At 72.5% G+C, this 21,680-nt stretch carries 19 protein-coding genes and 2 pseudogenes; 13 read left to right on the forward strand and 8 right to left on the reverse strand.

From position 1 onward, the window contains the following. Positions 1-53: 53 nt before the first annotated feature. Positions 54-881 carry an alpha/beta fold hydrolase gene (locus ABD249_RS15145; RefSeq protein ID WP_344344880.1) on the reverse strand — a complete coding sequence of 276 codons (828 nt, stop codon included), beginning with the start codon at positions 879-881 and terminating at the stop codon, positions 54-56. 105 nt (positions 882-986) lie between these two features. On the opposite strand from ABD249_RS15145, the gene ABD249_RS15150 reads away from it, so the two are divergent. The 7 genes from ABD249_RS15150 (at position 987) to ABD249_RS15180 (ending at position 6,243) form a co-directional block, all read left to right on the forward strand. Further along, entirely contained in the window at positions 987-1,556 is a 570-nt protein-coding gene (locus ABD249_RS15150) for a TetR/AcrR family transcriptional regulator (RefSeq protein WP_344344881.1), read from the forward strand. A 112-nt stretch (positions 1,557-1,668) separates the two neighbouring features. Then, a complete protein-coding gene (locus ABD249_RS15155; protein ID WP_344344882.1) occupies positions 1,669-2,775 on the forward strand; it encodes a type III polyketide synthase in 1,107 nt (368 codons plus the stop codon). Then, positions 2,772-3,467 carry a methyltransferase domain-containing protein gene (locus tag ABD249_RS15160; protein WP_344344883.1) on the forward strand — a complete coding sequence of 232 codons (696 nt, stop codon included), beginning with the start codon at positions 2,772-2,774 and terminating at the stop codon, positions 3,465-3,467. Before ABD249_RS15155 ends, ABD249_RS15160 begins: the two co-directional genes overlap by 4 nt. Continuing rightward, on the forward strand, positions 3,464-3,796 hold the full coding sequence (locus tag ABD249_RS15165) for a hypothetical protein (protein WP_344344884.1): 333 nt from the start codon (positions 3,464-3,466) through the stop codon (positions 3,794-3,796). The genes ABD249_RS15160 and ABD249_RS15165 overlap by 4 nt, the downstream gene beginning before the upstream one ends. Positions 3,797-3,798: 2 nt before the next feature. Continuing rightward, positions 3,799-4,611, forward strand: coding sequence for a nitroreductase family protein (locus ABD249_RS15170; protein WP_344344885.1), 813 nt, complete (start codon positions 3,799-3,801; stop codon positions 4,609-4,611). 58 nt (positions 4,612-4,669) lie between these two features. After that, entirely contained in the window at positions 4,670-4,942 is a 273-nt protein-coding gene (locus ABD249_RS15175) for a YciI family protein (RefSeq protein WP_344344886.1), read from the forward strand. A gap of 59 nt (positions 4,943-5,001) precedes the next feature. Then, entirely contained in the window at positions 5,002-6,243 is a 1,242-nt protein-coding gene (locus ABD249_RS15180) for an amidohydrolase (protein ID WP_344344887.1), read from the forward strand. A 24-nt stretch (positions 6,244-6,267) separates the two neighbouring features. Here the strand turns inward: ABD249_RS15180 and ABD249_RS15185 are convergent, their stop codons facing one another. The 4 genes and pseudogenes from ABD249_RS15185 to ABD249_RS15200 all read right to left on the reverse strand — a co-directional run bounded on the left by ABD249_RS15185 (position 6,268) and on the right by ABD249_RS15200 (position 10,193). After that, positions 6,268-6,696, reverse strand: a complete 429-nt coding sequence (locus tag ABD249_RS15185) for a nitroreductase/quinone reductase family protein (RefSeq protein ID WP_344344888.1) — start codon at positions 6,694-6,696, stop codon at positions 6,268-6,270. Between the two features lie 64 nt (positions 6,697-6,760). Then, positions 6,761-8,077, reverse strand: a complete 1,317-nt coding sequence (locus ABD249_RS15190; protein ID WP_344344889.1) for an FtsX-like permease family protein — start codon at positions 8,075-8,077, stop codon at positions 6,761-6,763. A gap of 230 nt (positions 8,078-8,307) precedes the next feature. Further along, positions 8,308-8,988, reverse strand: a pseudogene (locus ABD249_RS15195) (ABC transporter ATP-binding protein); the annotation flags it as partial. A gap of 83 nt (positions 8,989-9,071) precedes the next feature. Then, positions 9,072-10,193, reverse strand: a complete 1,122-nt coding sequence (locus tag ABD249_RS15200) for an NYN domain-containing protein (RefSeq protein ID WP_344344890.1) — start codon at positions 10,191-10,193, stop codon at positions 9,072-9,074. Positions 10,194-10,372: 179 nt separating this feature from the next. On the opposite strand from ABD249_RS15200, the gene ABD249_RS15205 reads away from it, so the two are divergent. The 3 genes from ABD249_RS15205 to ABD249_RS15215 all read left to right on the forward strand — a co-directional run bounded on the left by ABD249_RS15205 (position 10,373) and on the right by ABD249_RS15215 (position 12,713). Continuing rightward, entirely contained in the window at positions 10,373-11,317 is a 945-nt protein-coding gene (locus ABD249_RS15205; protein ID WP_344344891.1) for a DUF2510 domain-containing protein, read from the forward strand. A 100-nt stretch (positions 11,318-11,417) separates the two neighbouring features. After that, positions 11,418-11,696: a hypothetical protein gene (locus tag ABD249_RS15210; protein ID WP_344344892.1), complete on the forward strand. Its 279-nt coding sequence runs from the start codon at positions 11,418-11,420 to the stop codon at positions 11,694-11,696. Positions 11,697-11,879: 183 nt separating this feature from the next. Then, positions 11,880-12,713, forward strand: a complete 834-nt coding sequence (locus ABD249_RS15215) for an aldo/keto reductase (RefSeq protein WP_344344893.1) — start codon at positions 11,880-11,882, stop codon at positions 12,711-12,713. A gap of 99 nt (positions 12,714-12,812) precedes the next feature. Here the strand turns inward: ABD249_RS15215 and dnaB are convergent. Both dnaB and ABD249_RS15225 read right to left on the reverse strand, forming a co-directional pair. Continuing rightward, positions 12,813-14,156, reverse strand: a pseudogene (gene dnaB / locus ABD249_RS15220) (replicative DNA helicase); the annotation flags it as partial. A 246-nt stretch (positions 14,157-14,402) separates the two neighbouring features. Further along, the gene (locus tag ABD249_RS15225) at positions 14,403-15,020 is read right to left on the reverse strand and encodes a TetR/AcrR family transcriptional regulator (protein ID WP_344344894.1); all 618 of its coding nucleotides are present in this window, start codon (positions 15,018-15,020) and stop codon (positions 14,403-14,405) included. A gap of 112 nt (positions 15,021-15,132) precedes the next feature. Between ABD249_RS15225 and ABD249_RS15230 the strand changes: the two genes are divergently transcribed. Next, positions 15,133-17,670 carry an MMPL family transporter gene (locus tag ABD249_RS15230; protein WP_344344895.1) on the forward strand — a complete coding sequence of 846 codons (2,538 nt, stop codon included), beginning with the start codon at positions 15,133-15,135 and terminating at the stop codon, positions 17,668-17,670. Between the two features lie 275 nt (positions 17,671-17,945). On the opposite strand, the gene ABD249_RS15235 is transcribed toward ABD249_RS15230, so the two are convergent. Next, positions 17,946-18,788, reverse strand: a complete 843-nt coding sequence (locus tag ABD249_RS15235) for an HAD family hydrolase (RefSeq protein ID WP_344344896.1) — start codon at positions 18,786-18,788, stop codon at positions 17,946-17,948. A gap of 131 nt (positions 18,789-18,919) precedes the next feature. Between ABD249_RS15235 and ABD249_RS15240 the strand changes: the two genes are divergently transcribed. Then, positions 18,920-19,636, forward strand: a complete 717-nt coding sequence (locus ABD249_RS15240) for a GntR family transcriptional regulator (RefSeq protein WP_344344897.1) — start codon at positions 18,920-18,922, stop codon at positions 19,634-19,636. A gap of 90 nt (positions 19,637-19,726) precedes the next feature. Next, a complete protein-coding gene (gene nagE / locus ABD249_RS15245) occupies positions 19,727-21,649 on the forward strand; it encodes an N-acetylglucosamine-specific PTS transporter subunit IIBC (RefSeq protein ID WP_344344898.1) in 1,923 nt (640 codons plus the stop codon). Positions 21,650-21,680: the final 31 nt, after the last annotated feature.

Raw genomic sequence — 21,680 nt, forward strand, 5'->3', positions numbered from 1 at the left:
GGTCCCTGAGGAGGCCGCGAGCGCAGCGAGCCGCCGTCTCGAAGGGCGCTGCCTCAGCCCTGGACGAAGGGCAGGAGGATCGCGTTCACCTCGTCGGCGTGCGTCCAGAGCATGCCGTGCGGCGCGCCCTCGATCTCCTCGTACCGCGCCTCGGGGAAGGCGGCGTGGAACGGGCGGCCCGTGGCGTCGATCGGCAGGATGCGGTCGGCGGTGCCGTGCACGATGAGGGTCGGGATGCCGCTGGCGCGCACGGCCGCGACGTCCTCGGTGAAGTCCTCGATCCACGTCGGGACGACGGCGTAGGCGGCGACGGGGGCGCTGCCGACGGCCGTGTTCCAGCTCGCGGTCACGACCTCCTGCGAGATGCGGGATCCGAGGTTCTCGTCGAGGTTGTAGAAGTCGGCGTAGAACTGCGTGAACCACGCGAAGCGGTCGGCCTTCGCGGTCGCGGCGATGCCGTCGAACTGCGACTGCGGCACGCCCTGGCCGAGCATGCCGGGCTCGAGCGAGCCGAGGAAGGCGAGGCGTGCGACGCGGTCGGCGCCGTGACGGTGCACGTAGCGGGCGAGCTCGCCCGTGCCCATCGAGAAGCCGACGAGGATGACGTCGCGCAGGTCGAGCGTGGTCAGCACGGCGTCGAGGTCGGCGGCGAACGTGTCGTAGTCGTATCCGGTGGCGACCTTCGACGACTGCCCGAAGCCGCGGCGGTCGTACGTGACGACGCGGAAGCCCGCGTCGAGGAGCTCGCGCGACTGGCGCTCCCACGACGTGCCGTCGAGCGGATAGCCGTGGATGAGCACGACGGGCTGGCCGCTGCCGTGGTCCTCGTAGTGCAGCTCGATGGGGGCGGAGCCCTCCTGGCCGACGGTGATGCTTCCCATGGTGCCCTCCTGGCGATCGTGGTCGAGAACGGTCGTTCTCGCCCCTGGGGGCTACACTAGAGAACCGACGTTCTCTTTCGCAAGCCCGAGTCCGAGGAGTGCTGCATGCCCGATCCCTCCGACGACGGCCGGCGCATCGTCGAGGCCGCGGATCGCCTCTTCTACGGCCGCGGCATCCAGGCCGTCGGCATGGACCTCGTGCGAGCCGAGGCCGGGGTGCCGCTCAAGCGCATCTACGCGCGATTCCCGTCGAAGGAGGCGCTCGTCGAGGCCGTCATGCGCCACCGCATGGGCATCTGGGATGCGGGGATCGCCGCGGCCGCCGCGAGCGCCACGACCCCGCGCGAGCGGCTGCTGGCGATCTACGACTTCCTCGACGACTGGTTCCGCGACGACGGCTTCCGCGGCTGCGGCTTCATCAACGCGTTCGGCGAGCTCGGAGCGGTCTCGCCCGCCGTCGCCCACCTGGCGCAGGAGCAGAAGGCGTCGTTCCAGGCGTACGTCGCCGAGCTCGTCGACCGGCTCGGCGCCGCGCCGTCGCTCGCGGCGCAGCTGTCGCTCCTCGCCGAGGGCGCGCAGACGACCGCCGCGATCGGCGGCACGCCCGACGCCGCGCGGCACGCCCGCGAGGCGGCGACCGTGCTCATCGACGCAGCCCTGCCGGCGCGGGTCTAGGCGGCTCGGAGTGTGCACGATCGAGCACGACGATGCGACCCCTGCCGAAGCGCAGCCGGGCACGCCAGGCTGGGACCTGCGCCCCACCCGACCCGGCGCACGAGGGGATGACGTGCCGACGACCGCACCCGCCATCGTGGCGATCGGCACCGCCGTGCCGCCCACGACGCTCGAGCAGACCGTCGCGCGCGACCTCATCGCCGCGCAGCCCGGTCTCACGCCGCTCGGCAGACGCCTCGTGGGTGCCGCCTTCGACGGCTCGGCCATCGCCACGCGGTCCGTCGTGCTCGACGAGCTCGTCGACCGCACCGACTCCCCCTTCCTCGACGCCGAGACCGGCACGCTGCGCAGCCCCAGCACGCGGGTGCGCAACGATCGCTACGCCGAGCGCGCGCCCGAGCTCGCCCTCGAGGCCGCGCGTGCGGCGCTGCGCGACGGCGGGCTCGAGCCGGAGGCCGTCACGCACGTCGTGACCGCCTCGTGCACCGGGTTCTTCGCGCCCGGCCTCGACCACATCCTCGTGCGCGACCTCGGCCTGCCCACGCCGACGCCGCGACTGCACGTCGGCTTCATGGGCTGCTACGCCGCCTTCCCCGCCCTGCGCGCCGCCGACGCCATCTGCCGCGCCGACCCGAGCGCCGTCGTCCTCGTCGTGTGCGTCGAGCTGTGCTCGCTGCACCTGCGCTCGTCGAGCGACCCCGACACGATCGTCGCCTCCTCCGTCTTCGCCGACGGCGCCGGTGCCGCGCTCGTGACGGCGCAGCCGAGCCCGCGCGGTCTGCGCATCGACGCGCTCGCCTCGGCGATCGCCCCCTCGAGCGAGGAGGAGATGGCCTGGACCATCGGCGACGAGGGCTTCGAGATGGTGCTCTCGGGTGCGGTGCCGAGGCTGATCGGCCATCACGTCGTCGAGGCCATCGCGCCGCTCGAGGGGCAGCGCGACGCCGCCGCGTGGCCCGCGGTCGCCGGCTGGGCCATCCATCCGGGCGGCCGGTCGATCCTCGACACCGTGCAGCGCACCCTCGAGCTCGACGACGGGCAGCTCGCCGACTCGCGCGCCGTGCTCGCCGAGCGCGGCAACATGTCGAGCGCCACGGTGCTGCACATCCTCGAGCGCCAGCTGCGCAGCCGAGCCCACGGCGAGCAGGTGTGCGCCATGGCGTTCGGGCCGGGCCTCACGATGGAGTCGGCGCTGCTGACGATGCAGGTCGCCGGATGAGGTCGCTCGCGACGCGCTCCGACGAGCTCGAGCGCATGGACGACCCGGACGTCGACCTGGGTCTCCTCACGCGCACATACGAGCAGTTCGAGACCGTGAACGCGCTCGTGTCGCGCTGGCGCGCGCTCTACGTGCGTCGCATCCGGCCGGCCCTGCCGACGGATCGCACCGCGACGGTGCTCGACGTCGGCTCCGGCGGTGGCGACGTCGCCAGGAGCCTCGCCGGCTGGATGCGCCGCGACGGCATCGACGCCGAGATCACGGGCGTCGACCCCGACCCGCGCGCCCACGACTTCGCCACGGCCCACCCTGCCGACGGCGTGCGGTTCGAGCGCGCGACGAGCACCGACCTCGTCGCGCAGGGACGCCGCTTCGACGTCGTGCTGTCGAACCACCTGCTGCACCACCTCGACGACGCGGCCCTCGCCTCGGTCGTCGCCGACTCCGACGCGCTCGCGAGCCGGCTCGCGCTGCACGCCGACCTCGCGCGCGCCCGCGTGCCGCTCGTCGCGTTCGGGCTCGCGACCCGCGCCCTGCGCCGCTCGTCGCTCCTGCACGACGACGGCACGGCATCCATCCGTCGCAGCCACCGCGTCGACGAGCTGCAGGAGCTCGTGCCCGCGCCGTGGCGCGTCGAGCGGCTCTTCCCGTACCGGCTGCTGCTCGTGCTCGATCGCGAGCGCCGCGCGTGAGCCTCTCCCGCGGGCTCGCGATCGGGGCGCTCGCCGTGTACGCGACGACGGCGACGATGGGCGTCGGGCTCGCGACCGGCGCATGGCGCAACGAGCGGCACCGCTGGGTGCACCACGTCGGCTTCATCGCCGCGACGACCCTGACGGCCGCGACCGTCGTCGCCGGCCTGCGCGACGCCCCCGGGCGCGCGCTCGCCGCCGCCCCCGCGCTGCTGCCCCTCGCGGCCCTGCCGCGCATCCGCACCCGATCCCGCTGGCACCCGACGGTCGCGCTCACGGCAGCGCCGTGGCTCGTCGCCGCCGTCGCCCGCCCCGACCGCAAGGAGTGAGCATGGAGCTCTTCGACGCCATCCGCCGCCGGCACACGACGAACGGCGCCTTCCTGCCCGACCCCGTGCGCGAGGAGCACCAGCGCCTGCTCATCGAGATGGCCGGGCGTGCGCCGTCGCAGCTGAACAGCCAGCCGTGGCGGTTCGTCATCACCGAGGAGCGCGACACGATCGAGCAGGTCGCGGCGATCAGCGGCGGCAGCATGACCGAGGCGATGTCGAACGGATCGTTCTTCGAGCGGTACCGACGGTACTTCCGCTTCTCGAAGCGCGAGATGGAGGAGCGCCGCGACGGCATGCTCTTCGATCGGCTGCCCGCCCCGCTGCGTCCGTTCACCGGGCAGGCGATGACGCCGCGCGGGCAGCGGCTCATGAACACGCTCAAGGTGCCGCAGACGCTCGGCGAGGAGAACCGGAGGCTCGTCGCGGGCTCGCCGCTGCTGCTGGGCGTCATGCTCGACCGCGCGGAGCACCGGCCAGGCGAGCTCTCGTCGTTCTACTCGCTGTTCAGCATGGGGGCGGCGATGGAGAACCTGTGGCTGTCGACGGTCGAGCTGGGCCTCGGCATCCAGTTCGTGTCGTTCCCGATGGAGGTGCCCGGCCAGTGGGAGCGCATCGTCGAGCTCTTCCGCGTGCCCGACGACCTCGAGCTCATGGCCGTCTACCGCATCGGCTACGTGCCGGAGGAGGCGCGTCGACCCCGCATCGACTGGTCGAGCTCGGAGCGCAAGCGCCCGTCGCAGATCGTCTTCCGCGACACGTGCGACACCCCGCAGCAGGGCTGGGACGACGCGCCGGGCGACGCGCGGGCCTGACGTCCTCGTCGTGCGCGGCGCCACCGGTCGAGGTGATGCGCACGCCTAGGCTCGGGGCATGATCGCCCTGCACGTCCGCTACACCGACGCCCCCGGCCGCCTCGAGCTGCGTCCCCGTCACCGCGAGCTGCTCGCCGAGCTCGTCGAGGAGGGCGTGCTCATCGCCGCCGGGCCCTACGAGCACGGCGAGGGCGCGCTGCTGCTGTTCGCCGCCGACCGCGAGCGCGTGCAGCAGGCCATCGACGCCGACCCCTACATGTCGCACCCGGGCGTCGTCATCACGGCGATCGAGGAGTGGAACCCGGGCGTCGGCGGCATCCGCGCCGCCTGATCCGGCCCCCGACGCGGCAGCCCCTCGCCGCGCGCGCAGCCGGCCGGTAGCGTCGAGGCATGCGCGTGCTCGATGACCTGGCCTCCGTCCGTCCGTTCACCGAGGAGCTCTACAAGCACCTCCACGCGCACCCCGAGCTGTCGGACCGCGAGCACGCGACGGCGGCGCGCATGGCCGACGAGCTGCGCGCGACGGGCGTCGACGAGGTGCACGAGGGCGTCGGCGCCTCGACGGGCGTCGTCGGCATCCTGCGCAACGGCGAGGGCCCCACGATCCTCGTGCGCGCCGACATGGACGGCCTGCCCGTCGTCGAGGACGACGTCGTCGAGTACCGGTCGACGCAGACCGCCGAGATCGACGGCGGCACGGTGGGCGTCATGCACGCGTGCGGCCACGACGTGCACATGGCGAGCCTCCAGGGCTCGGTGCGCCTGCTCGCGCAGCACCGCGACGCCTGGAGCGGCACGCTCGTCGTCGTGCTGCAGCCCGCGGAGGAGACCGTGGGCGGTGCCCGCGGCATGACGGATGCGCTGCGCGCCCTCGTGCCGTCGATCGACGTCGCGCTCGGTCAGCACGTCGCCCCCTACCCCGCATCGCAGGTGCGCCTCTCGGCCGGTCCGATCATGGCCGCATGCGACGAGCTCATCGTCACGGTGCACGGCCGAGGCGGCCACGGATCGCAGCCGGAGACGACGGTCGACCCGGTCGTGCTCGCCGCATCCATCGTCCTGCGCCTGCAGACGATCGTGAGCCGCGAGGTGCCCTCGAGCGAGCAGGCCGTGCTGACCGTCGGCACGATCCACGCCGGCACGAAGTCGAACATCATCCCCGACACCGCACGCCTCGGACTCTCGATCCGCACGTACGACGAGACGCTGCGCACCCGGATCCGCGAGGCCGTCGAGCGCATCGTGCAGGGCGAGTGCGCTGCGGCCGGCGCCCCGCAGCCCGCGACGATCGAGCGCACCCTGTGGGCGCCCGTCACCGACAACGACCCCGGCGTCGTCGGCACGCTGCAGCCCGCGTTCGACGCGGAGTTCGGCGCCGACGTCGTGCCCATGGAGCGCCTGTCGGGCTCGGAGGACTTCTCGGAGCTCGCGGCCGCCTACGACGCCCCGTACACGTTCTGGTTCACCGGCGGCACCGCCGACGAGCGCTACGCGGCGGCCGAGGCCGCCGGCACGCTGCTCACCGACATCCCCTCGAACCACTCCCCCGGGTTCGTGCCGGTGCTGCAGCCCACGCTCGACACCGCCGTGCGGGCCATGACCACCGCGGTGCTCGCGCACCTCGGTCGCTGACGCCGCGCATCGCGCGCGCCGGGGCTAGCCCTCGACGGGCGTGAGGCGGAAGATCGGGAACTCGCGGCCCTCCGCCGTGGCCTCGTAGCCGGCGAAGCTCGAGCCCTGGCGCTTGAACTCGGCCCACATGCGGTCGCGCTCGTCGCCCTCGATCTCGGCGACGGCGACGCGCACCATGCGGATCGGCTCGCCGAGGTCGCCGGCGACCTCGAGGTCGATCTCGTCGGTGCGACGCAGCCCGAACGTCCACGCGGGATGCCGCGGGGAGCCGGCGGCGCTCGCCACCACGAACCACGCGCCGTCCTGCTGGAGGGCGAAGAGCGGCGTCAGGGCGACCGTGCCGTCCTTGCGCGGGATGTGCAGCAGGCCGAGGTTCCTGCCGAAGTCGACCGGCTCGCGCACGGTGCCATCGCCTGCACGGAACGCGTCGATGATCATGTCGTTGAAGGCCATGTCACCGTCAACGCCCGCGGCGCCGCCCGTGTTCCGGGCGGCGCCGGGGGAGGCCATCGCCCGCTCAGGCAGTGGCGACCCGACGCAGCAACGGCCTCGTGGTGAGCAGGCCCGCGGCCACGATCGCGACGCCGGCCACGACGACGCCCGCGGTGATGACGATGGCGATGGGCTCGAAGAGCAGCGCCATGCCGAGCAGCGGCACGACGAGCGCGCTCGCGGCGATCGCCGACACCGCGACCACGAGCAGCAGCGGCGACAGCACGGCCCAGCGTCGCGCGGCGTCCATGGTCGCGACGTCCATGCCGGCGTGGTGCAGCGCGCGCGAGAGGGCGCGACCGTCGAGGATCGCCGCCGCCTGCTGGAGGCCGACGGTGCACGCGACCGTGAGGAAGGAGCCCACGATCGTGATGACGAGACCCGTGCGGATGTCGCCGGCGAGGATGGCATCGGCACCACCGGCGCCGTCGCCCATGAGCGCCGACCCGACGCCGGCGATGACGCCGACGAACGTGACGAGCGCGACGCCGCCGACCTGCCGCCAGGCGGCCTTCGGCGACTCGAGCACCGTGCGGGCTGCGATGAGGCGCGCGGGGGTCGTGGCGCGGCGGACCTGGATGCGGGCCTGCACCCCGAGGATCCACGGGCCGAGGAGGTTGAGCACCAGCATCGCGATGCCGAAGCCGATGCCGAGCACGACGACCATGGCCAGCACGCCGAGCGCGGCGCCGATGCTCGAGAACGACGAGAACGCGCCGGCGACCACCGCCACGGCTGCGACGGCGAGCACGACGACCAACCAGTGCACGCGCGCGGGCTGCTCGCGACGCGCGACGCCCAGCGGCGTCACCATGACCCGACGCATCGACAGCAGCGCGCTCGACGCGGCGAGCAGCGTGACCGCGACGACGAGCGCGATCGACCACGTGAGAGGCAGCAGCGCACTCGTGCCCAGCGGCGCGCCGGCGAAGGGGATGAGGCCGATGAGCGGGCTCGTGGCCGCGGCGCCCAGCACGCCGAGGACGGCCCCGACGAGCGTGAGCATCGTCGCCTCGGCGACCGCGAGCGCCAGCACGGTGCCGCTCGTGGCGCCGAGGAGCCGCAGCGCGGCGAGACGGTCGTCGCGGCGCCGCGCGGACAGACGGGCGGCCGAGCCGCCGAGCGTCACGAGCGGCACGGCGAGGAGCGCGAGGGCGACGACGGCGAGCAGCTGGTAGAGCGGCGCGTCCGGGATCGTCCACGTGAAGAAGGCGCGCGCGCCGCCGACGACGATGCCGAGCAGCCACGACGTCACGCCGAACGCGACGACGGGCAGCGCGAGCACCGCAGCGCCCTGGGTCGACGGGCGCAGCAGCATGGGGGCGAGGCGGACGGCGCTCATGCTCGGCCCTGCCACTGCTGCTGCGTGGGCGCGACGGGTGCGGGCGCGTGCGCCGAGGTCGGCGAGTACGCGGCGGACTGCGAGTACGCCGCGGACTGCGGATGCGCCACGGGCTGCGCGTACGCGGCGGCCTGCGGCTGCGCGGCCCAGCCGTGCGACGGTGCGCCGACGGCCGTGCCGGGTGCCGGCGGCGGCAGCATGCCCGCAGCAGGACGGGCGGGACCCGCCTGCGACGCCCCCGCATCCACGAGCAGCCCATCGCGCATGCGCACGACCCGCGTGCACCGGGCGGCGACCTGCTCGTCGTGCGTCACGAGCACGAGCGTGCGGCCGCGGCCGACCGTGGCGCCGAGCAGCGCGGTCATGACCTCGCCGCTCGTCACGGAGTCCAACGCGCCCGTGGGCTCGTCGGCGAAGACGATGGATGCGCCCGTCACCTGCGCCCGCGCGATCGCGACGCGCTGCGCCTGCCCGCCGGACAGCTCGCCGATGCGGCGATCCTCCATGCCGGCGAGACCGAGCGACCCCAGCCACATCGCGGCCTCCTGGATGGCCGATGCTCGCGACGAGCCGACGAGCATGAGCGCGAGGGCGACGTTCTCGACCGCGGTGAGCTCGGGGACGAGCATGCCCTCCTGGAACACGAAGCCGAACCGCTCGCGCCGCAGCCGCGTCCGCTCACCGTCCGAGAGCCGTGCGACGTCGACGACGCCGGCGGGCGTCGCCAGGTGCACGGCGCCCGCGTCGGGCGTCACGATCCCGGCGAGCACGTGGAGGAGCGTCGTCTTGCCGGAGCCCGACGCGCCCATGATCGCCACGGCCTCGCCGGGTGCGATCGCGAGGTCGACGCCGGCGAGGGCGGTCGTGGGTCCGTATGTCTTGCGCACTGCGCGCGCTTCGATGGCCTGCATGCTGCAAGCCTCACCGCGTGCGGCATCCCGTCGCGTCGGGCGAGCGGACGAGGTCGGCGGGCCGGCCTCATCCGCTCGGAGGACTACTCCTTGGACCGCAGGCGGATGAGGCGGGCCTGGCCCTCGACGCGCATCTGGATGAGCTGCTCGTGCGCGGTGACGAAGTCGGTGAAGGTGCGGTAGCCGAGCGTCTTCTCGTTGAACGACGGGTCCATGCGCTTCATCTGCGCCTTCACGACGTTGGCGTGCAGCCACTCGTCGTCGTCCTTCGCGTGGCTCACGCGCAGGGCGCGCTCGAGCAGCGCGGCCGCGGCCTCCTCGGCGTCGCCGATGGGATCGGCGCCGTCGTCGTCGTCCTCGTCGTCGAACTCGACGATGTCGCGAGAGGCGGCCGGCCTCGACTCCACCACGGGATCGGCCGGAGCGACCACGGGATCGGCGACCGACGTCGCGGGCGCCTCCTGCTCGGCCTTCGGGCGGCGGCGGCGGCCACCGGTCTTCGGCTCCTCCGCCTGCGCGGGCTGCTCGGCGGCGGGCTGCTCCTGCGCGGGGGTCTGCTCGACCTGCTCGGTGACGGCGGTCGAGTCGGCCTTGGCGGGGCGGTCGCCACGACCCGTGCGCGGCGGGACGACGGGGCGCTCGACGCCGGGCAGGTCGTCGTAGTCGGCGAACTCGTCGCACGCGGCGGCGAGCGACTTCGACGTCGAGCCGGCGACGCCGATGCCGACGACGAACCGGCCGAGGCGCTTCGCCTTCTGCGCGAGCGCGATGTAGTCGGAGTCGCCCGCGACGATCACGACGTGCGTGATGTCGGGCAGGCGGAAGAGGTCCTCCATCACGTCGACCGCGAGGCGGATGTCGGCGCCGTTCTTGATGCCGCGCGTCGTGGGGAAGAGCTGCACGAGGTCGACGGCGCGCGACAGGAGCTGCTGCCGGTAGCCGGCGTTGACCGCGACCGACCAGTCGGCGTACGCCTTCGAGATCACGGGCGTGCCGAACGACGCCGCGTAGTCGAGGATCGCCCCGACGTCGACCGTCGCCTGCTCCATGCGCGTGACGAGCGCCGAGTCCGACGAGCCACGCTGCACCGACTTGACGCGCTGCTGGTGGAAGGTGCCCCTGCCGTGCAGCTGGTCGTATCGGGAGATGACGATGTTGTCGAAGTCGATGTAGACGGCGACGCGCGAGTCGGCCGGATCGATCATGGAGCCCCTTTCGGCAGCCCCCAGTCTCGCACCCGTGCCTCGGGGCTCGTCGCCACGACCCCGTGCGTCGCGCACCTGCGCCTCCCAGGGGGTCCGGAGTAGCATCCGCTTCGAGCCGTCGCGCCCTCGACGGCCGTCCCGACGTCGCGGATGGCGACGACCGCATGAGGAGTCTCGACGTGAGCACGACGCCCGCAGGCTGGTATCCCGACCCCGAGCGCGAAGGCGCCACGCGTTGGTGGGACGGTGCGCAGTGGGCGCCCTCCCAGGACGCGGAGGCGGCGACGGACGACCGCTTCCGACCGCGCGACGACTCGGACGCCGGCTCGGATGCAGCGGCGGGCGCGAGCGGCGACACCGCGGCGGACGCCGCATGGTCGCCGACGCCGTACGAGGGCCCGGGCACCGCGTGGGAGCAGCAGGACTCGCCCGCGGGCCAGTGGAGCCAGCAGCAGGACGGCGCCGGCTGGGATCGCGCGGCAGGCACGGCCGACGCGGCGTCGACGCCCACGTGGGGCGCGCAGGACGCCGGCTCGACCGAGCAGCCCAGCTGGTCGCAGTCCGCGAGCACCCCCGCCTGGGGTCAGCAGGGCGGGCAGCCCGCCTACGGCCAGGTCGGGCAGCAGGATGCCGGTCAGACGGGCACGCAGCAGTGGAACCAGTACGGCGCAGCAGCACCGAAGAAGAGCCGCACCGGCCTCATCATCGGCATCGCGGCCGGCGCGCTCGTGCTCGTGCTCCTGCTCGTGGTCGGCGGCGGGTTCCTCGTGACGAACCTCATCGGCAACGCGACGCAGCAGACGCAGACGCAGGGCGGCGGCGGCGGCGGTGCTGGCGGCACGCAGACGCCCGGCTCCTCCTTCGAGGTCACCGTGCCCGCCAACGGCCAGACGTACACCGACATCGAGATCACGACGGCGGGCACGTACGTCATCTCGGTCGAGTCGCTCAACAGCGAGGACCCGCGCATCGAGCTCACGGGCAACGGGCAGTCGTACTCCGACGACGACGGCGGCGACGGCCTCGACTCCATGCTCACCGAGTCGCTCGACCCGGGCACGTACACGCTCATGGTCGAGGAGTACTCGGGCGACCCGCTCGTCGTGCAGGTCACCGTCTCCTAGCCGGCGGGCGCCGACCGACACGCCCGAGGTCGTCGTCGCGGGGTTGCATGGTCCGCCGAATCTCGGCATCGTGGCGTGCTCGCGATCCGAGAGGAGCCTCATGCTCACCCTGACCGAGACCGCCCAGACCATCATCACCGGCATCGTCGACCAGTCCGACGTCGCCGACACCGGCGGGCTGCGCATCAGCGCCGCCGAGGGCGACCAGCTCAACGTCGGCGTCGCGCCGGCGCCGACCGACGGCGACCAGGTGCTCGAGGCGCAGGGCGCGCGCGTCTTCCTCGACGACGCCGCCACGACGGCGCTCGACGACAAGGTGCTCGACGCAGCACCGGACGACGCCGGCCGCGTGACGTTCACCATCGCCCAGCAGGGCTGACGCGAGACGATGCGAGAGGGGCGCGGGCCATGGGCCTGCGCCCCTCTCGCATGTCCGCTCGGACCATCCGACGCCGGCCGACGCGGCCGTCCTCGCCCCGCAGCGACCACGGCACCCCATGACCTCGGGCGTCTGGACGCACGACCCCTGTCGCCGCGCTCGTGCAGCGGCGAGGATGGGGGCATGCTCACCATCCCCACCGTGACCCTCGCCGACGGCACCGCCTTCCCCGAGCTCGGCTTCGGCACCTACAAGCTCACCGGCGACGACGGCGTCGCCGCGATCCGGTCCGCGATCGACGTCGGCTACCGACTGCTCGACACCGCGGTGAACTACGGCAACGAGGAGGAGGTCGGGCGGGCCGTGCGCGAGAGCGACGTCGCGCGCGACGAGCTGCTCGTCACGTCGAAGGTGCCCGGTCGCGACCACGGCTACGACGAGACCCGGGCGAGCGTCGCCGGCTCGCTCGAGCGGCTCGGGCTCGACCGCATCGACCTGCAGCTCATCCACTGGCCGAACCCGTCGGTCGACCGCTACGTCGACACGTTCCGTGCGCTCGTCGCGCTGCGCGACGAGGGCGTCGTCCGCTCGGTCGGGGTCTCGAACTTCACCGAGGAGATGCTGACGCGCGTCGCCGACGCGACCGGCGTCATGCCGGCCGTGAATCAGGTCGAGCTGCACCCCTACTTCCCGCAGTCGCACCTGCGCGACTTCCACGCCGAGCACGGCATCCGCACCGAGTCGTGGAGCCCGCTCGCACGCCGCAGCGAGCTGCTGACCGAGCGCGTCGTCGCCGACGTCGCCGGCACGCACGACGTCACGCCGACGCAGGCGGTGCTGCGGTGGCACACGCAGCTCGGCTCGACACCCATCCCGAAGTCGTCGAGCGCCGAGCGCCAGCACGAGAACGCCGACGTCTTCGGCTTCGCCCTCTCGGACGACGAGATGCGCGCGATCTCGGGTCTCGCCCGCGGGCGCCTGTGGGGCGGCGACCCCGAGACGCACGAGGAGATGTAGCTAGTAGCCGCCGCCCGTGGGCGGAGGTGCGCCGATGCCGCCGGCCTGACCGCCCGGGGGCATCGGCGGCGGGCCGCCGCCGAACGACGGGCCGTCGCTCGCCATGTCGACGAAGCGCGCGAGGTGGCCCTGGAACGAGACGGCGATCGTGGCCGTCGGGCCGCCACGGTGCTTGCCGACGATGATGTCGGCCTCGCCGGGGCGGATGTCGGGGGCGTAGGCGTCCTCGCGGTGGAGCAGGATGACCATGTCGGCGTCCTGCTCGAGCGAGCCGGACTCACGGAGGTCGGAGACGGCCGGCTTCTTGTCGGCGCGCTGCTCGGGGCCACGGTTCAGCTGCGACAGCGCGATGACCGGCACCTGCAGCTCCTTCGCCAGCAGCTTGAGCGAGCGCGAGAACTCCGACACCTCCTGCTGACGCGACTCGACCTTCTTGCCGCTCGTCATGAGCTGCAGGTAGTCGACGACGACCATGCCGAGGCCGATCTGCTGCTTGAGGCGACGGCACTTCGCACGGATCTCGACGAGCGTGAGGTTCGGGCTGTCGTCGATGTAGAGCGGTGCGTCGTTGATGCGACCGCGCACCTGCGCGAGCGTCGTCCAGTCGCGGGACTCGATGGAGCCCTTGCGCATCTTGTGGTGGTGGATGCTCGACTCGGCCGAGAGCAGCTTCATCGCGATCTCGGACTTCGACATCTCGAGCGAGAAGAAGCAGGTGGGCACGTCGTTCTTGATGGCGGCCGAGCGCGAGAAGTCGAGCGCGATCGTCGACTTGCCGAAGCCGGGTCGTGCGGCGACGATGATGAGCTGCCCGGGGTGGAAGCCGTTCGTCAGCTCGTCGAGCTGACGGAAGCCCGTGGGCACGCCCGTCATCTGGCCGTCGAGGCCCTTGGCCGCCTCGATCTCCTCGATCGCGGAGACCATGGCCACCGACAGCGGCACGTAGTCCTCGGACTGCTGGCCGCCGTTGACGGCGTAGACCTCGGCCTGCGCGTTGTTGACGAGGTCGACGACCTCGCCCTCCGAGGCGTAGCCCATCTGCACGATGCGCGTGCCGGCCTCGACGAGGCGGCGCAGCACGGCCTTCTCGGCGACGATCGTCGAGTAGTAGCCGGCGTTCGCAGCCGTCGGCACGACGGACGTGAGCGAGTAGAGGTACTCGACGCCGCCGACGCGGGAGAGCTGGCCGGCCTTCTGCAGCTCGTCGGAGACGGCGATGACGTCGGCGGGCTCGCCGTGCGAGTAGAGCGAGAGGATCGCCTCGTAGACGAGCTCGTGCTTCGGCAGGTAGAAGTCGGGGCCGCGCACGACCTCGATGCAGTCGGCGATCGCGTCCTTCGAGAGCATCATGCCGCCGAGCGCGGACTGCTCGGCGAGGATGTCGTGCGGCGGCGTGCGATCGCGCCGATACTCGTCCGTGCCGAGCTCTGCCAGGTCGGTCATCGCACCTTCCCCACCCTCGATCGACACGAACACGTCACTGTAGGAGTCACCGCCGCGAGCCGCCAAGCCGAGCCTGTTGACGACACGCGGTGCGCCTGTGGATGACGTGTGGACAACTGTGGTCGGAACCGCCCACATCGCACCGTCCCCTGTGGACAATGCTGTGGGAACTTTGCGGCGAAAGTGCGACTATCGGGGTCTGACCGGGCGTTTCACTTTCCACAGGCAGACTGTGGGAATCGACCTTCAGTGCACGTCGAAGGTTGCGGTCTCCACAGCCCTGGGGATGAGCGACGTGGACAGCAACGTCCAGATCCAGGCTGCGGCCTGCGTCGTCGAGGGCCTGGGGCGCATGTGCAGCCACACGCCGACGGCCGAGATGGCGGCGCCGGAGACGGCCGCGACCTCGAGGTCGATCGGCACGGGGCTCCCCGGCACCGAGCCTCCCGAGCGGGCGTGCTCGACGCCCTCGCGGACGATGGCCTCGATGCGCTCGCGCATGCGCGCGGTCGCGAGCGCCGAGCCGTGCGGACCGAGCACGCGCCGGAAGAGCGCCGCGTTGTCGCTCGCGTGCTCCAGGAAGACCTGGAGGGTCCTGAGGATCTGCTGCTCGTCGGGCGCGACGGCCGCGTCACGGGCGAGCTCGGTCGCGAGCGAGCGCTCGGCGGCCTCGTCGACCGCGGCGTCGATCGCGTCGGCGAGCAGCGTCTCCTTGTCGGCGTAGTGCTGGTAGAAGCTCGAGCGGTGCACGCCGGCGCGCGCGGCGATGTCCGCGACGGAGATCGCGTCGAGCGCCTCCTCGCGGGCGAGCGCGAGGAGCGCCTGCTGGAGGCTCCGACGCGTGCGCGCGATCCTCGGATCCATGCGGACGATCCTGCCACGCATCCGACAGGTGTCGCTTCTCCGACACTTGTCGGATAGCATCGGGATCGGCCCGACGTCGTGCCGCACGCATCCACGCCGTCGAAAGGCATCCATGGCCGTCCTCCTCGCCCGTCTCGGGCGCTTCGCAGCGCGTCGCGCATGGGTCGTCATCGCCGCCTGGGTCGTGCTGCTCGCCGGCGGCGTCGGCGCGTTCCTCGCCTTCGGCGGCACCCTCGCGACCAACGTGACGATCCCCGGCACGCAGACGCAGCTCGTCGGCGACGAGATCGCCGAGGAGCTCGGCGGTCGCAGCACCGGCACCGCGAACATCGTGCTGTCGACGGACGACGGCGAGGCCTTCACCGACGCGCAGCGCGCCGACATCGCGACGCTGCTCGACGAGATCGGCGAGGTCGGCTCCGTCGAGGCGACGGTCGATCCGTTCGAGACCGAGGTGCAGCGCGCAGACCAGGCGACGCAGCTCGAGGCCGGGCAGGCCGAGCTCGACGCCGGCCAGGCGCAGCTCGACGCCGGCCAGGACCAGCTCGATGCCGGCCAGGCGCAGCTCGACGCATCCCGCGCGCAGCTCGAGGGTGCGCTCGCGCAGGCCGCCGGCACGCCGCTCGAGGCGCAGCTGCTCGCGCAGCAGGCGCAGCTCGACGCCGGCCAGGCGCAGCTCGACGACCAGCAGGCCCAGCTCGACGCGAGCCAGGACGAGCTCGACGCGGGCGCGACGCAGCTCGAGGCCGGCACCACGCTGCTCGAGGCGTCCGACGCCCTCCAGTTCGTCTCCGAGGACGGCAGCGCCGCCATCGTCATCGTGCAGTTCGACGCGAGCTCCTACGAGGTGCCCACCGAGGACAAGACGGCGATCGTCGACCTCATCGAGGGCGCCGACATCGACGGCGTGACGATCGACGCCTCCGCAGAGCTCACGACGAACATCAACGACCTCGTGGGCCCCGCCGAGATCATCGGCGTCGTCGTCGCGGCGATCGTGCTGCTCATCATGCTCCGCGCGCTGCTGCCCGCCATGCTGCCGATCGTCTCGTCGCTCATCGGCATCGGCGTCGGCGTCACCTCGGCGCTCGCGCTCTCGGGCGTCGTCGAGATGACCTCGATCACGCCCGTGCTCGGCGTCATGCTCGGCCTCGCGGTCGGCATCGACTACACGCTCTTCATCGTCAACCGGCATCGCACCCAGCTGCGGCGCGGCATCGACGTGCGCGAGTCGATCGCGCTCGCCAACGGCACCTCCGGCACCGCGGTGGTCTTCGCGGGCTCGACCGTCGTCATCGCGCTCCTAGCCCTCAACGTCACGGGCATCGGCTTCCTCGGCGTGATGGGCTCCGTGGGCGCATGGTGCGTCGCGGTCGCCGTCCTCGTCGCCATCTCCCTCACGCCCGCGGCGCTCTCGCTCATGGGCATGAAGGTGCTCACCCGCAAGGAGCGCGCACGCGTCACCTCGGCGCCCGTGCAGGAGTCGCACCCGACGCCGATGCGCTCGGGCATGGCCGTGCTGCGCGTCGTCCTCGCGGTCGCGGCGCTCGCCGTCATCGCCATCCCCGCGCTCTCGATGCGTCTCGGGCTGCCGGACGGCTCCGCCGAGCCCGAGGACTCCACGCAGTACGCGGCGTACCAGACGACGGCCGCCGAGTTCGGCGAGGGGCTCAACGGGCCGCTCGTCGTGTCGGCTCGCCTGGACGCCCCGCTGGAGGAGGACGACGTCGTGCCCACGCAGGCGGCGATCGCCGAGCAGCTGCTCGCGCTCGACGACGTCGAGGGCGTCGCGCCCGTCGGCGTCGGCGAGGACGACGACTTCCTCGTCTTCCAGGTCGTGCCCGCCGAGGGCCCCGCGAGCGTCTCGACCGAGGAGGTCGTGCACGAGCTGCGCGACGCCACCCCGATCGACGGCGTCGAGTCGTACGGCGTCGCGGGCACCGCGAGCGGCAACATCGACCTGTCGGAGACGATCGGCGACGCGCTGCCGACCTACGTCGCCATCGTCATCGGCCTGTCGTTCCTCATCCTGCTGGTCGTGTTCCGCTCGATCCTCGTGCCGCTCGTGGCGACGATCGGGTTCGCGCTGTCGCTCTTCGCGGCGCTCGGCGCCGTCACGGCCGTGTACCAGTGGGGCTGGCTCGGCGACCTGTTCGGCGTGCACGACCCCGGCCCCGTGCTGAGCTTCGCCCCCGTCGTGATCACCGGCGTGCTGTTCGGCCTCGCGATGGACTACCAGCTCTTCCTCGTGTCGGGCATGCGCGAGGCCTTCGTGCACGGCTCCCGGGCGAAGGAGGCGGTCGTCGCGGGCCTGCGCAACGGCGCCCCCGTGGTCACGGCCGCGGCGATCATCATGATCTCCGTCTTCGGCGGCTTCGTCTTCTCGCACATGTCGATGGTCCGACCGTTCGGCTTCGGCCTCGCGATCGGCGTGCTGTTCGACGCGTTCATCGTGCGCATGGTGCTGATCCCCGCGGTCATGCACCTGCTGGGGCGCTCGGCCTGGTGGATCCCGCGCTGGCTCGACCGCATCCTGCCGAACGTCGACGTCGAGGGCTCGAGCCTCGAGCGCGACGCCGGCCGCGGCGCGCACCCGACGACGGCGGAGCTCGCCGCGCAGGAGGTGCGCTCGGCGCCCAGCCGCGACTGACCCCGAACGCTCCACCGCTCCCTGAGGTGCGAGCGCAGCGAGCCTCGAAGGGCGGCGATCGGGTCGTCCCCTTCGAGGCTCGCTCCGCTCGCACCTCAGGGAGCGGGAGGGCGGATCAGCCCGCACCCCAGGGAACGGGAGGGCGGATCAGCCCGCACCCCAGAGAGCGGCAGGGCGGATCAGCCCGCACCCCAGAGAGCGGCAGGGCGGATCAGCCCGCACCCCAGGGAGCGGGAGGGCGGGTCAGCCCGCACCCCAGGGAGCTGCAGGGCGGGTCAGCGCGCGAGCAGCCGCTCGATCGCCTCGACGACGCCGTGCTCGGCGTTCGAGCCCGCGACGTGGCGCGCGCGCTCGCGCACGGTCGGGTGCGCGTTCGCCATGGCGAACGAGTGCTCGGCAGCGTCGAGCATCTGCAGGTCGTTGAGGTAGTCGCCGAACACCACGGTCTGCGCGGGCGTGACGCCCAGGCGCTCCTGCAGCGCTCTCACGGCGACGCCCTTGTCGATCGAGTGCGACATGACGTCGACCCAGCGCTCGCTCGACACGACGATCTGGTGCGTCGCCCCGAACGGCGCGAGCGCAGCCGCGACCGCCGCGGCGTCGTGGAAGTCGATGACGGCGAGCTTGAGGATGTCGTCGTCGTGCGCGAGCACGTCCGGCACGACCTCGACGTCGGCGAAGTACTCGCTCGCGGCGTCGAGGAAGCGCTCGTCGGTGCGCTCGACGACGGCCCCGCGCCTGCCGCACACGACGACGCCGAGGTCGGCTCCGTCGGCGGCGAGCCCGCGCAGCGTGCCGACGATCGCGGCTGCGCCCTCGGCATCGATGGTCACGGACGACAGCTCGACGCCGTCCTGCATGACGATCGACCCGTTCTCGGCGATGACGACCATGCCCTCGATCGCCGGCTCGAGCAGGCGGTGCAGCGCGGCGTACTGCCGCCCGCTCGCCGGCGCGAAGACGATGCCTCGCTCGCGCAGCCGCTCGAGCTGCCCCCACAGCCGATCGGGCACGTCTCCGCGCTCGTCGAGCAGCGTGCCGTCCATGTCCGTGACGATGAGCCGGATGTCGGCGCCGTCGAGAGGGTGGACGGTGGGGAGGGCGTCGGTCGACGTCATGGAAGGGGGTGCTCCTGGGTGCGGTCGCGGGCGTGGCCCGATGGATGGTCTGCACCGTCGCAGCCGTGGTCGTCGTCGTCCATGGTCCCACGCATCCGTCTTGCGGATCGGGTCGGTGCGATGCTGGTGCCATGGCACGGCTCAGCGGGACCACGGCGCTCGACGGCGTGCGTGCGCTGGCGACGGCGCTCGCGCCCGGCGAGCTGCTGCCGTCGGAGCGGGCGCTCGCCGCCGAGCTGGGCGTCGCGCGCATGACCGTGCGCGCTGCGATCGACGTGCTCGAGCGCGAGGGCCTCGTGCGCACGCGCCGCGGCGTCGGCACCGAGCGCCTCACGCCGCCGGTGTCGCTGCAGGTGCGGCTGCGGTCGTTCGCGAGCGCCGTCCGCGAGCACGGGATGCGGCCCGAGACGCGCGTGCTGTCGTACGCACGCAGCACCGAGCGGCCCGCGGAGGTCTCGGACCACCTGCGGCTCGCCGACGACGCCGAGACGGTGCACCTGCGCAGGCTGCGGCTCGGCGACGACCGGCCGCTGGCGCTCGAGGACGCGTGGCTGCCCGTCGCGCTCGTGCCGCAGCTCGATCGCGAGGCGGCGGAGGGCAGCCTGTACGAGCTGCTCGAGGGCCTCGGGCTGCTGCCGACGGAGGGCGTGGAGGTCGTGACCGCCGCGCTGCCGACGCTCGAGGAGATCGAGCTGCTCGAGATCGCGCCGACGTATCCCGTGCTGCGCCTGTCGCGCACGGCGGTGTCGGACGGGGTGCCCGTCGAGTTCTCGCGCGTCACGTTCCCGGCCGATCGGTACGAGCTCACGTTCCCGCTCGCCGAGCGTCTCTCGCTGCCGCTCGGCTGAGCAACGATCGGGTCACTGGTCTAGACCAGGCGCCCTGCGCAGGGGTAGAGTCCCCCCAATCCCTCCCCTGCACCCCCATGGAGTCGCACCATGAAGTTCTTCCAGAGGCTCGGCAAGTCGCTCATGCTGCCGATCGCCGTCCTGCCCGTCGCGGCGATCCTCTCCGGCATCGGCTACTGGATCTCGTCCGTCGCCGGCCCGAACGTCGCATCCGCGTTCTTCGCAGCCGCCGGCGGTGCGCTGCTCGACAACCTGCCGCTCCTCTTCGCCATCGGCGTCGCGTTCGGCATGGCATCGAAGTCCGACGGCACGGCCGCGCTCGCCGGCCTCGTCTCCTACCTCGTCATCACGCGGCTGCTGTCGCCCGAGACCGTCATGGGCCTCACGGGCGCCGCCGACGTCGAGGCCGTGAACCCGGCGTTCGGCAACATCGAGAACGCCTTCATCGGCATCCTCTCGGGCCTCATCGGTGCGCTCTGCTACGACCGCTTCAAGGACGTCAAGCTGCCGCTCGCGCTCTCGTTCTTCTCGGGCAAGCGCTCCGTCGCGATCGTCACGGCCGGGGCATCGCTCGTCGTCGCGCTCGTCCTCTTCTTCGTCTGGCCCCTCGTCTTCGGCGGCCTCGTCGCGTTCGGCGAGCTGCTGCTGGGCCTCGGCCCCGTCGGCGCCGGCATCTACGGCTTCCTCAACCGCCTGCTGATCCCCACCGGCCTGCACCACGCGCTGAACTCGGTGTTCTGGTTCGACGTCGCGGGCATCAACGACCTCGGCAACTTCCTGAACAACACCGGCACCTTCGGCGTCACGGGCCAGTACATGACCGGGTTCTTCCCGATCATGATGTTCGGCCTGCCGGGCGCAGCCCTCGCGATGTACCTCACGGCGAAGACCACGCGTCGCAAGGTCACGGCCGGCATCCTCATCGCCTCCGCGTTCGCGTCCTTCTTCGTCGGCGTCACCGAGCCGCTCGAGTTCGCGTTCATGTTCCTCGCTCCCCCGCTGTACCTGCTGCACGCGGTGTTCACGGGCATCTCGATGGCGATCAGCGCGATGCTGCCCGTGCGCATGGGCTTCGGCTTCTCGGGCGGATTCATCGACCTCGTCGTGAACCTCGCGAACCCGCTGGCGCAGAACCCCTGGCTCATCCCCGTCATGGGCGTGTTCTGGTTCGTCATCTACTTCGTGGCCTTCTACTTCATCATCAAGCGCTTCGACCTCAAGACCCCCGGTCGCGAGGACGAGGACCTCGAGGTCGCCGGCAGCGGCTCGAAGGGCTCGAAGTTCCACGCCCAGGCGTCGGCGATCCTCGACGGCCTCGGCGGCTCGTCGAACGTCGTCGAGCTCGACAACTGCGCGACGCGACTGCGCATGCAGGTCGCCGACGTCGCGAAGGTCGACGACGCGGCGATCCGCCGGGCGGGCGCCGCCGGCGTCATGAAGCCCGGCGGCAAGTCGGTGCAGGTCATCTACGGGCTCGAGGTGCAGTTCGTGAAGGACGCGATGGAGGATCTCATCGCCGGTCGCGTCGAGGCGCCGTCGGCGGAGGAGGTCCAGGCGGTCGTCGACGCTCCGTCGAGCATGGGCGGCGGCACCGCCACCGCGACCGCGACGGTGCTCACGCTCCGTCAGCCCGTGGTGGGCACCATCGTGCCGCTCACGCAGGTGCCGGACGCGACCTTCGCCGACGGCATCATGGGCCCCGGCGTCGCGATCGAGCCCACGGGCGACACGGTCGTCGCACCCGCCGACGGCACCGTCGCGCACGTGTTCCCCACCGGTCACGCCGTGGCGCTCGTGCTCGCCGATGGGGTCGAGATCCTCGTGCACGTCGGCATCGACACCGTCGAGATGGAGGGTCGCGGCTTCCAGACGCTCGTCGAGGTCGGCGACGCCGTCCGCGAGGGCGCCCCGCTGCTGCGGTTCGACCTCGACGCGATCCGCGCCGCCGGCCACCCGACGGTGACGCCCGTCATCGTGCTGAACGGCGGAGACACCGAGCTGCGGCTCCGGTAGCCGCGTGCCGAGAGGCCCCGCCCCCGAACCG

This window comes from Agrococcus versicolor (assembly GCF_039531815.1).
In the GTDB taxonomy this organism is placed as follows: Bacteria; Actinomycetota; Actinomycetes; order Actinomycetales; family Microbacteriaceae; genus Agrococcus; species Agrococcus versicolor.

Bases quoted from the DNA above. Each gene is read 5' to 3' on its own strand.
- ABD249_RS15215 (WP_344344893.1), top strand. From the start codon at position 11,880: ATGCTCACCATCCCCACCGTGACCCTCGCCGACGGCACCGCCTTCCCC.
- ABD249_RS15235 (WP_344344896.1), bottom strand. From the start codon at position 18,788: ATGACGTCGACCGACGCCCTCCCCACCGTCCACCCTCTCGACGGCGCC.
- ABD249_RS15240 (WP_344344897.1), top strand. From the start codon at position 18,920: ATGGCACGGCTCAGCGGGACCACGGCGCTCGACGGCGTGCGTGCGCTG.
- ABD249_RS15190 (WP_344344889.1), bottom strand. From the start codon at position 8,077: ATGAGCGCCGTCCGCCTCGCCCCCATGCTGCTGCGCCCGTCGACCCAG.
- ABD249_RS15210 (WP_344344892.1), top strand. From the start codon at position 11,418: ATGCTCACCCTGACCGAGACCGCCCAGACCATCATCACCGGCATCGTC.
- ABD249_RS15185 (WP_344344888.1), bottom strand. From the start codon at position 6,696: ATGGCCTTCAACGACATGATCATCGACGCGTTCCGTGCAGGCGATGGC.
- ABD249_RS15175 (WP_344344886.1), top strand. From the start codon at position 4,670: ATGATCGCCCTGCACGTCCGCTACACCGACGCCCCCGGCCGCCTCGAG.
- ABD249_RS15200 (WP_344344890.1), bottom strand. From the start codon at position 10,193: ATGATCGATCCGGCCGACTCGCGCGTCGCCGTCTACATCGACTTCGAC.
- ABD249_RS15230 (WP_344344895.1), top strand. From the start codon at position 15,133: ATGGCCGTCCTCCTCGCCCGTCTCGGGCGCTTCGCAGCGCGTCGCGCA.
- ABD249_RS15145 (WP_344344880.1), bottom strand. From the start codon at position 881: ATGGGAAGCATCACCGTCGGCCAGGAGGGCTCCGCCCCCATCGAGCTG.
- ABD249_RS15170 (WP_344344885.1), top strand. From the start codon at position 3,799: ATGGAGCTCTTCGACGCCATCCGCCGCCGGCACACGACGAACGGCGCC.
- ABD249_RS15225 (WP_344344894.1), bottom strand. From the start codon at position 15,020: ATGGATCCGAGGATCGCGCGCACGCGTCGGAGCCTCCAGCAGGCGCTC.
- nagE (WP_344344898.1), top strand. From the start codon at position 19,727: ATGAAGTTCTTCCAGAGGCTCGGCAAGTCGCTCATGCTGCCGATCGCC.
- ABD249_RS15180 (WP_344344887.1), top strand. From the start codon at position 5,002: ATGCGCGTGCTCGATGACCTGGCCTCCGTCCGTCCGTTCACCGAGGAG.
- ABD249_RS15150 (WP_344344881.1), top strand. From the start codon at position 987: ATGCCCGATCCCTCCGACGACGGCCGGCGCATCGTCGAGGCCGCGGAT.
- ABD249_RS15160 (WP_344344883.1), top strand. From the start codon at position 2,772: ATGAGGTCGCTCGCGACGCGCTCCGACGAGCTCGAGCGCATGGACGAC.